This is a genomic window from Nostocoides japonicum T1-X7 (assembly GCF_001046855.1).
GTDB lineage: Bacteria > Actinomycetota > Actinomycetes > Actinomycetales > Dermatophilaceae > Nostocoides > Nostocoides japonicum.
Map to the genome: position 1 here is coordinate 4831021 of NZ_HF570958.1, position 7811 is coordinate 4838831.

The 7811-nt window shown below is 71.9% G+C and carries 9 protein-coding genes; 7 read left to right on the forward strand and 2 right to left on the reverse strand.

Features of this window, described 5'->3' with window-relative positions; translation table 11 throughout:
* Window positions 1-634 precede the first annotated feature (634 nt).
* From BN12_RS21955 to BN12_RS21975, 5 genes are read left to right on the forward strand one after another with little or no spacing between them, the layout of a single operon-like run.
* Complete coding sequence (locus tag BN12_RS21955; RefSeq protein WP_048555657.1) at window positions 635-934, forward strand: DUF4193 domain-containing protein; 300 nt, start codon at window positions 635-637, stop codon at window positions 932-934.
* A gap of 22 nt (window positions 935-956) precedes the next feature.
* Window positions 957-1442, forward strand: a complete 486-nt coding sequence (dut, locus tag BN12_RS21960; RefSeq protein ID WP_048556763.1) for a dUTP diphosphatase — start codon at window positions 957-959, stop codon at window positions 1440-1442.
* On the forward strand, window positions 1439-2227 hold the full coding sequence (locus BN12_RS21965; protein ID WP_048555658.1) for a DUF3710 domain-containing protein: 789 nt from the start codon (window positions 1439-1441) through the stop codon (window positions 2225-2227). The genes dut and BN12_RS21965 overlap by 4 nt, the downstream gene beginning before the upstream one ends.
* The gene (locus tag BN12_RS21970; RefSeq protein WP_048555659.1) at window positions 2227-2610 is read left to right on the forward strand and encodes an OB-fold nucleic acid binding domain-containing protein; all 384 of its coding nucleotides are present in this window, start codon (window positions 2227-2229) and stop codon (window positions 2608-2610) included. Before BN12_RS21965 ends, BN12_RS21970 begins: the two co-directional genes overlap by 1 nt.
* A complete protein-coding gene (locus BN12_RS21975) occupies window positions 2597-3346 on the forward strand; it encodes a DUF3159 domain-containing protein (RefSeq protein WP_235432496.1) in 750 nt (249 codons plus the stop codon). Before BN12_RS21970 ends, BN12_RS21975 begins: the two co-directional genes overlap by 14 nt.
* Here BN12_RS21975 and BN12_RS21980 read toward each other — a convergent pair.
* Together BN12_RS21980 and BN12_RS21985 are read right to left on the reverse strand one after the other, a co-directional pair.
* Window positions 3306-3992 carry a potassium channel family protein gene (locus BN12_RS21980; protein WP_048555660.1) on the reverse strand — a complete coding sequence of 229 codons (687 nt, stop codon included), beginning with the start codon at window positions 3990-3992 and terminating at the stop codon, window positions 3306-3308. The genes BN12_RS21975 and BN12_RS21980 overlap by 41 nt on opposite strands.
* A gap of 22 nt (window positions 3993-4014) precedes the next feature.
* Window positions 4015-4677, reverse strand: coding sequence for a potassium channel family protein (locus BN12_RS21985; protein WP_048555661.1), 663 nt, complete (start codon window positions 4675-4677; stop codon window positions 4015-4017).
* A 67-nt stretch (window positions 4678-4744) separates the two neighbouring features.
* Here BN12_RS21985 and BN12_RS21990 point away from each other — a divergent pair, with 67 nt between their 5' ends.
* A complete protein-coding gene (locus BN12_RS21990) occupies window positions 4745-6793 on the forward strand; it encodes an APC family permease (RefSeq protein ID WP_048555662.1) in 2049 nt (682 codons plus the stop codon).
* Window positions 6790-7811, forward strand: a 1022-nt coding sequence (locus tag BN12_RS21995; protein ID WP_053080163.1) for a class I SAM-dependent RNA methyltransferase, incomplete at its 3' end; no start/stop codon positions are given. The genes BN12_RS21990 and BN12_RS21995, both read left to right, overlap by 4 nt.

The following is a 7811-nucleotide window of genomic DNA, read 5'->3' on the forward strand; positions in this document are numbered from 1 at the left end:
GCATCTGCCGAGGAGGGCTGGGGCAGGTGCGGGGTTGTCGTGGTCGCGTCGGCCGTGGGCGGCGTGAGAGTCCTTGTGGGGAAGCTGGCCAGAGTCCTGGGTGATGCCAGCTTCCCCACAAGGCGGTGACCCTCGTCCCGCGCACTCGCCCGGCTGGGCCAGCAGCCAGCGGCGCGTCGTCACCTGCGCCGGTCCGTTCGCACGAGCGGAGGTGAGGTCGTCGCGGGGCGCGTCGGGAGCATCGGCTCGCCGACGCCGGTCCGTTCGCACGTGCGGAGGTGAGGTCGTCGCGGGGCGCGTCCGGGAGCATCAGCTCGGCACGTGCGGGATCACGGGGGGCGGGGGCTCGGCCGCGGTGTGTGGAAGCGGGGGGAAGCGCGGGGGAAGCGGGTGGAAGGGGACGGGAAGAGGGGGTTGGGGTCGCGGCATACGGGGGAGTGATGCACGATGACTCGGCAGGTGCGGGCCGTCAGGCGGAACTGGGTGGCGCAGCGGGCGTTTGTGAGGCACAATCCCGCTTCGCCGACGGGCACAAAACGGGGACCTCCGGCGTTGTACGGGGTCCCACGACGAGAGAGCCGCCGGGGCGGGCAGGACCGGCATCGAGACTTCAGGGAACGGGAGAGTCACCACCATGGCGACCGACTACGACGCGCCACGCAAGACCGACGACGAGCTGTCCGAGGACAGCATCGAGGAGCTGAAGAGCCGACGCGTCGACAAGAGCGCATCGAGCGTGGACGTCGACGAGGCCGAGCAGGCCGAGGGCTTCGAGCTGCCCGGCGCCGACCTGTCCGGTGAGGAGCTGTCGGTGCGGGTGATCCCGCGCCAGGCCGACGAGTTCACGTGTTCACGGTGCTTCCTCGTCCACCACCGCAGCCAGCTGGCGTCGGACACCTCCGGCGTCCTCATCTGCCGGGAATGTGCCGCCTGACGTCGCGATCCGCCCGACTCCGGTGACCGACTCCGTCGACATCCTGCTGCGCCGCGTCCACCCGGACGCGGTCGTGCCGGCCTACGCCAAGGAGCACGATGCCGGCGCCGATCTCCATGCGGTGAGCGAGGTGACGCTCGGGCCGGGGGAGCGGGCGCTCGTGCCGACCGGCATCGCGATCGCCCTCCCGGAGGGCTGGGTCGGTCTCGTGCACCCGCGGTCCGGTCTCGCCGCGCGCCACGGAGTGACGACCCTCAACGGCCCGGGCACCATCGACGCCGGCTACCGCGGCGAGATCAAGGTCAACCTCGTCAACCACGACGCCACCGAGCCGTTCACCGTCCGCGTCGGTGACCGGATCGCCCAGCTCGTCCTCCAGCGCGTCGCGCACGCGCGGTTCGAGGAGGTGGATTCGCTCCCGGAGAGCGTCCGGGGGGACACTGGACATGGGTCGAGCGGCGGGTTCGGACCGGCGCACCCCGAGACGAGTGGAGAAGGCGGACAGTGAGCATCTTCCGGCGACGCGCGCGCGAGGACACGTCCGAGGCATCGGCGCCCGAGGCCGAGCCGGCCGAGACCGAGCCGACCGAGCAGGTCGAGGACACCGAGCAGGTCGAGACGACCGCAGCCGACGGCGGGACGAGGGTCGTCGAGCCGGCCTTCGACCGGGCGAACGGCCCCTTCGACGCGTCCGAGGTGGACGGTCCGGACGGCCGGATCGACCTCGGCGCGCTGTGGATGAGGGGCTTCGAGGGCATGGAGCTGCGCCTCGAGGTCGACCAGGAACAGGACGCGGTCGTCGCGGCGGTCGCCGTCCTCGGTGACTCGGCCGTCCAGCTGCAGGCGTTCGCGGCGCCGAAGTCGGGTGGCCTGTGGACCGAGATCCGCGACGAGATCGCCCAGTCCATCGTGAGCCAGGGTGGCACCTCGCAGGAGAAGCACGGCCCTCTCGGGATCGAGCTCGCGACGAACATGCCGTCCGCCGGGCCGGGTGGCCGCAAGGTGTACACACCGGCACGGTTCACGGGCGTCGACGGACCCCGCTGGTTCCTCCGCGCGGTGTTCTCCGGCCGGGCCGCCTCTGACGACGCCGCGGCGGCGCCGCTCCTCGAGGTCGTCCGCTCGGCGGTCGTCGTGCGTGGCGACAGCCCGATGGCGCCCCGGGAGCTGCTGCCACTGGCACTCCCCACGAACCCCGAGGACGAGGCCGAGGCCGGTGAGGCCGGCGGAGGAGCCGATGACGGGGTCCTCGACCCGTTCGAGCGCGGACCAGAGATCACCGAGGTGCGGTGATGGGCGCACACGGCTCCGTCTTCGACCGCTGGCGGGACGCGGTGACCAAGACCTCGACCGAGCTCGAGGCCGACGAGCTGCAGGAGGACTCGACCCGCGCGGGCGGCACTCCCATCCGGGAGTGCGACGACCGGCAGGTCGTCGACGTCTGCGGATCGGTGCGCGCCCTCACCCTCCCACCCCGGACGAGCGTCCCCATGCTCGTCGCGGAGATCTACGACGGCACACGCCCGCTCAACCTCGTGTGGCTGGGACGGCGCAGCATCGGCGGCATCGAGCCGGGAACCTTCCTCAGGGCACACGGCCGCGTCGCGAAGGTCAAGGGTATGCCGACGATCTACAACCCGACGTACGAGATCCTCCCCCATCGTGGCCGTGCCTGACGCCCAGCCCCCGCACCCCGAGGGAGCCGACGGAGCCGGGCCGCCCGAGGGCACCGCGCGAGCCGAGCCGACGACCGTCGAGGAGCACATCCGACGCAGCCTCGCGATGGCCCTCGGCGGCTGGCGCGGGTCGGCCGAGACGGCGTTGCCGACGGTCGGCTTCGTCGTCATGTGGACCTGGCGCCACGAGCTGAAGCCGGCGCTCGTCGTCGCGGGTGCGATCGCCGTCGTCACGGCCGTCGTCCGGATCGTCGAGCGCAAGAGCCTCCAGTTCGTCCTCTCCGGGCTCTTCGGCATCGCGATCGCGGCGTTCTTCGCCCTCCGCTCGGGACGCGCCCAGGACGCCTTCCTGCCCGGCATCCTGTGGAGCGCCGGCGTCGGTGTCGCGTCGCTCGTCTCGATCGTCGTCCGCTGGCCCGTCGTCGGCTTCATGATCGGCGCGGCCGACCCGCAGGCGGCGGAGGACCCCTTCGCGTGGCGTCGGCATCCCCAGGTGCTCAAGGTATGCATCCGGCTCACCTGGGTGCTCGTCGTCCTCGCCGTCGTGCGGGCCGCCGTCATGGTGCCGCTCTACCTCGCCGAGCAGGTGACGTGGCTCGGGGTCGCGAAGATCGTCTTCGGGTGGCCAGCCTGGGCGGCGGCCGTCGCCGTCATGGGGGCGATGCTGCTGCGGGGGCGGACGCCCTACGACCCGCTCACAGCTCCCGGCCGCGGGGGATCCGCTGCCCCGGGCTGAGCATCGACTCCAGCGCGTCCTCCGACTCGGGGGTCGTGAGGAAGAGCAGCTCGTCGTTCGCCTCGAGGGAGTCGTCGCGGCTCGGCGCGATGGGGTGGTCGTCGCGGATGATGCCGACGAGGACCGTGTCGGGAGGGAAGACGACGTCTCCGGCGCGCTTGCCGGCGTGCGGGCTGTCGACCGGCAGGGTGAGCTCGACCATCGTCGCCTGCCCGTGCTGGAACTGGAAGATCTGCACGAGGTCGCCGACGCTCACCGCCTCCTCGACGAGGGCGGTCATGAGGCGGGGGGTCGACACGGCGACGTCGACGCCCCACGCCTCGTCGAACATCCACTCGTTCTTGGGGTTGTTGACCCGCGCGACGGTCCGCCCCACGCCGAACTCGGTCTTCGCGAGGAGCGAGACGACGAGGTTGACCTTGTCGTCGCCGGTCGCGGCGACACAGACGTCGGCGCTCGACATGCCGGCCTCCTCGAGGGCGCTGATCTCCGCCGCGTCGGCCTGCAGCCACGACGCGTCGGGGACCCGCGCGACCCGCAGGTCGTCGGCCTCCCTGTCGACGAGGAGGACCTGGTGCCCGTTGTGGAGCAGCTCTCGGGCGATCGACCGGCCGACGCTGCCGGCCCCGGCGATGATGACGCGCATGTGGTGAGTCGACCTCCCGGTGTCAGTGAGGGGGCGGAGGGGAGTCCAGGAGCCGCTCGACCTCGGCGAACCGGGACCGCTGGACGACGAGGTGGACGAGGTCGCCCTCCTGGTGGACGGCGTCGGCTCCCGGGATGAAGCCCTCCCCGAGCCGCACGACGAACGCGACCCGGCCGTGGGCGACGTCCTCCACCTCGGCATACGTCCGGCCGATCCACGACGCCGCGAGCGGCGTCTCGGCGACGACGACCGTGCCGGACGGGTCGGTGAACTCGGGGACGTGCCCGTGGGGGAGCAGCCGGCGCAGGATCTGGTCGGAGGTCCAGCGGACCGTCGCGACGGTCGGTATGCCGAGCCGCTGGTAGACCTCGGCGCGGCCGGGGTCGTAGATCCGGGCGACGACGTTCTCGACGCCGAAGGTCTCGCGGGCGACCCGAGCGGCGAGGATGTTGGAGTTGTCGCCGCTCGACACGGCGGCGAAGGCATACGCCCCTTCGATCCCGGAGTCGACGAGGGTGTCCCGGTCGAACCCGACACCGGTCACGCATCGCCCCTCGAACGCGGTCCCCAGGCGGCGGAAGGCCTTCTCGTCCTGGTCGATGACGGCGACGTCGTGACCACCGCGCTCCAGGCTGCGCGCGAGCGAGGATCCCACGCGCCCGCAGCCCATGATGACGAAGTGCACGATGGCGACGCTACACCGTGCGGGAGCAGCGCCGACGGGTGTCCGTGACGTGGCTAGAGTGACCCTTGTGCCATCCTCGACACGCGTCGTCAAGAGGTTGCTCGTCGGCCGGGCGATGCGCAGCGACAGGCTCGGCGAGACCCTCCTGCCGAAGCGGCTGGCCCTCCCCGTCTTCGCCAGTGACGCCCTCTCCTCGGTCGCCTACGCACCGGACGAAATCTTCATCACCCTGTCGGTCGCGGGCCTGACGGCCTACGCGTTCTCGTGGAAGATCGGGATCGTCGTCGCGCTCGTCATGCTGACGATCGTCGCGTCGTACCGGCAGAACGTCCACGCCTACCCCTCGGGGGGTGGCGACTACGAGGTGGCGACGGTCAACATCGGCCCGTTCGCCGGCCTGACCGTCGCCAGCGCGCTCCTCGTCGACTACGTCCTCACCGTCGCCGTCTCGGTCTCCTCGGGCGTCCAGAACGCCTCCTCGGCCCTCCACTTCATCAACGGGCACGAGGTCGTCGTCGCCGTCACGCTCGTCGCCCTCCTCGCCGCGATGAACCTCCGGGGGGTCCGCGAGTCGGGGACGGCGTTCGCCATCCCGACGTACTGCTTCATGGTCGCCATCATCGGCATGACGATCTGGGGACTCATCCGCTCCTTCGACGGCTCGCTCCCGGCCGTCGAGAGCGCGAAGTTCGGGGTCCCCGCGACGCCGTCCTTCGCGAACGGCCTCGGCAGCGCGGCCGGGGTGTTCCTCCTCCTGCGGACCTTCTCCTCCGGCTGTGCGGCCCTCACCGGCGTCGAGGCGATCAGCAACGGCGTCCCCGCCTTCCGCAAGCCCAAGAGCCGGAATGCCGCGACGACGCTGCTCATGATGGGCGCCATCGCGGTGACGATGCTCATCGGCATCATCACGCTCGCCAACAAGACCCACCTGCGCTACGTCGACCCGGACGCCGGGATGGCCCGGCTCACCCTCGACGGCGAGCACGGCACCCAGATCGCGCCCGGAGCCGTGCGCTTCCCGGGCGGGGTCGAGTACGACCAGAACACCATCATCGGCCAGCTCGCCAAGGCCGTCTTCGACCACTTCCCGCTCGGCTTCTACTTCACGATCGCCGCGACGGGGATCATCCTCATCCTCGCGGCGAACACCGCGTTCAACGGGTTCCCGGTCCTCGCGTCCATCCTCGCCAAGGACGGCTTCCTCCCGCGGCAGCTGCACAACCGCGGCGACCGCCTCGCATACAGCAACGGCATCATCCTGCTCGCCGTCGGCGCGATCGTCCTCATCATCGCTTTCGACGCCCAGGTGACCCGGCTCATCCAGCTCTACATCGTCGGCGTCTTCGTCTCCTTCACGACGAGCCAGATCGGGATGATCCGGCACTGGAACCGGCACCTGCGCGTCGAGCGGAACCCCCAGGTGCGGGCCCGGATGCAGCGCAGCCGCGTCATCAACGCCATCGGCGCGACGATGTCGGGCACGGTCCTCGTCGTCGTCCTCATCACGAAGTTCGCCAAGGGGGCCTGGATCGCCATCGCCGCCATGGCCCTCCTCTTCCTCATGATGAAGGCGATCCGGACCCACTACCGGCGCGTGTCCGAGGAGCTCGCGGTCGTCGAGGAGTCCGACCAGCTGCTCCCCTCGCGCGTCCACGCCATCGTCCTCGTCTCCAAGATCCACAAGCCGACGCTGCGGGCCCTCGCCTACGCGCGGGCGACGCGGCCCTCGCTCCTGGAGGCGGTGACCGTCGACGTCGACCCGGAGGAGACGCGGGCGCTCCAGGAGGAGTGGGACCGGCGCGACATGCCCATCCCGCTCAAGGCGCTCGCCTCTCCCTATCGCGAGATCACCCGCCCGGTCATCGACTACGTCAAGTCGCTGCGCGGGTCCAACCCCCGGGACATCGTCGTCGTCTACATCCCGCAGTACGTCCTCGGCCACTGGTGGGAGCAGATCCTCCACAACCAGAGCGCGCTGCGGATCCGGGCGCGGCTCATGTTCACGCCGGGCGTCATGGTGTCCACCGTCCCCTGGCAGCTCCAGTCGTCGGAGGGCGTCGAGGAGCGGATGGACCACCGCCGGGCGGCCGGTGACATCCGCCGTGGTGGCCGGTGACCGTCGTGCCGGCGGAGTCGCTCGTCGGCCGTGAGCTCACCGTCGACGTCGGCGCCGTCGCGCACGGCGGTCACTTCGTCGCCCGGCACGAGGGGCGCGTCGTCTTCGTCCGGCACGCCCTGCCCGGCGAGCGCGTCGTCGCCCGGGTCACCGAGGGCGCGCCGGGCGACCGGTTCCTCCGTGCCGACGCGATCTCCGTCCTCGTGGCGAGCCCCGACCGGGTCGTCCCGCCCTGCCGGTATGCGGGTCCCGGGCGGTGCGGCGGGTGCGACTTCCAGCACGTCACCCTGGCCGCGCAGCGGCGGCTCAAGGCCGCCGTCGTCCGCGAGCAGCTCGAGCGCCTGGGCCACCTGTCCGAGGCGGAGCTCAGCGCGGCCGGTATGCCCGCGGAGGCCGAGCGGCTGCCCGGGCCGGCCGCGGTGGGGGAGGGCCTCGGGTGGCGGACGCGGGTCGAGCTCACCGCATCCCCACGAGGGCGGATGGGCCTGCGCCGCCATCGTTCCCACGAGGTCGTCGAGCTCGATCGCTGCCTCATCGCGGCGCCCGGGGTCGAGGCCACCGGCGTCCTGCGGCACACGTGGGACGCCGGCGTGACGGGTGTCGACGTCGTCGACCCGAGCATCGGCGTGCCGGTGGCGGTCCCGGTGCCGGAGCCCGGCACGCCTCCCGTCGTGAGGGAGCGCGTCGTCCTCGCGTCGGGTTGGGAGTCGACGTTCTCGATGTCGGCCCGGGGTTTCTGGCAGGTCCATCCGGCGGCCGCCGCCACCCTCGTCTCCGCGGTCCTGGAGGCCCTGTCGCCCCGCGAGGGCGAGCGGGTCGTCGACCTGTATGCCGGGGTCGGGCTCTTCGCGGCCGCGCTCGCCGACGCCGTGGGGTCGGGCGGGCAGGTCGTCGCCGTCGAGTCCGACCCCGTCGCGGTGCCGCATACGGTCGCCAACCTCGCCGCCCGCCGGCAGGCGCTCGTCGTCGCGGCGCGGGTCGAGGACGCCCTCGGCGTGCCGCGCAGGGCGGCGGCCAG

Bases quoted from the DNA above. Each gene is read 5' to 3' on its own strand.
- BN12_RS21955 (WP_048555657.1), top strand. From the start codon at position 635: ATGGCGACCGACTACGACGCGCCACGCAAGACCGACGACGAGCTGTCC.
- BN12_RS21970 (WP_048555659.1), top strand. From the start codon at position 2,227: ATGGGCGCACACGGCTCCGTCTTCGACCGCTGGCGGGACGCGGTGACC.
- BN12_RS21980 (WP_048555660.1), bottom strand. From the start codon at position 3,992: ATGCGCGTCATCATCGCCGGGGCCGGCAGCGTCGGCCGGTCGATCGCC.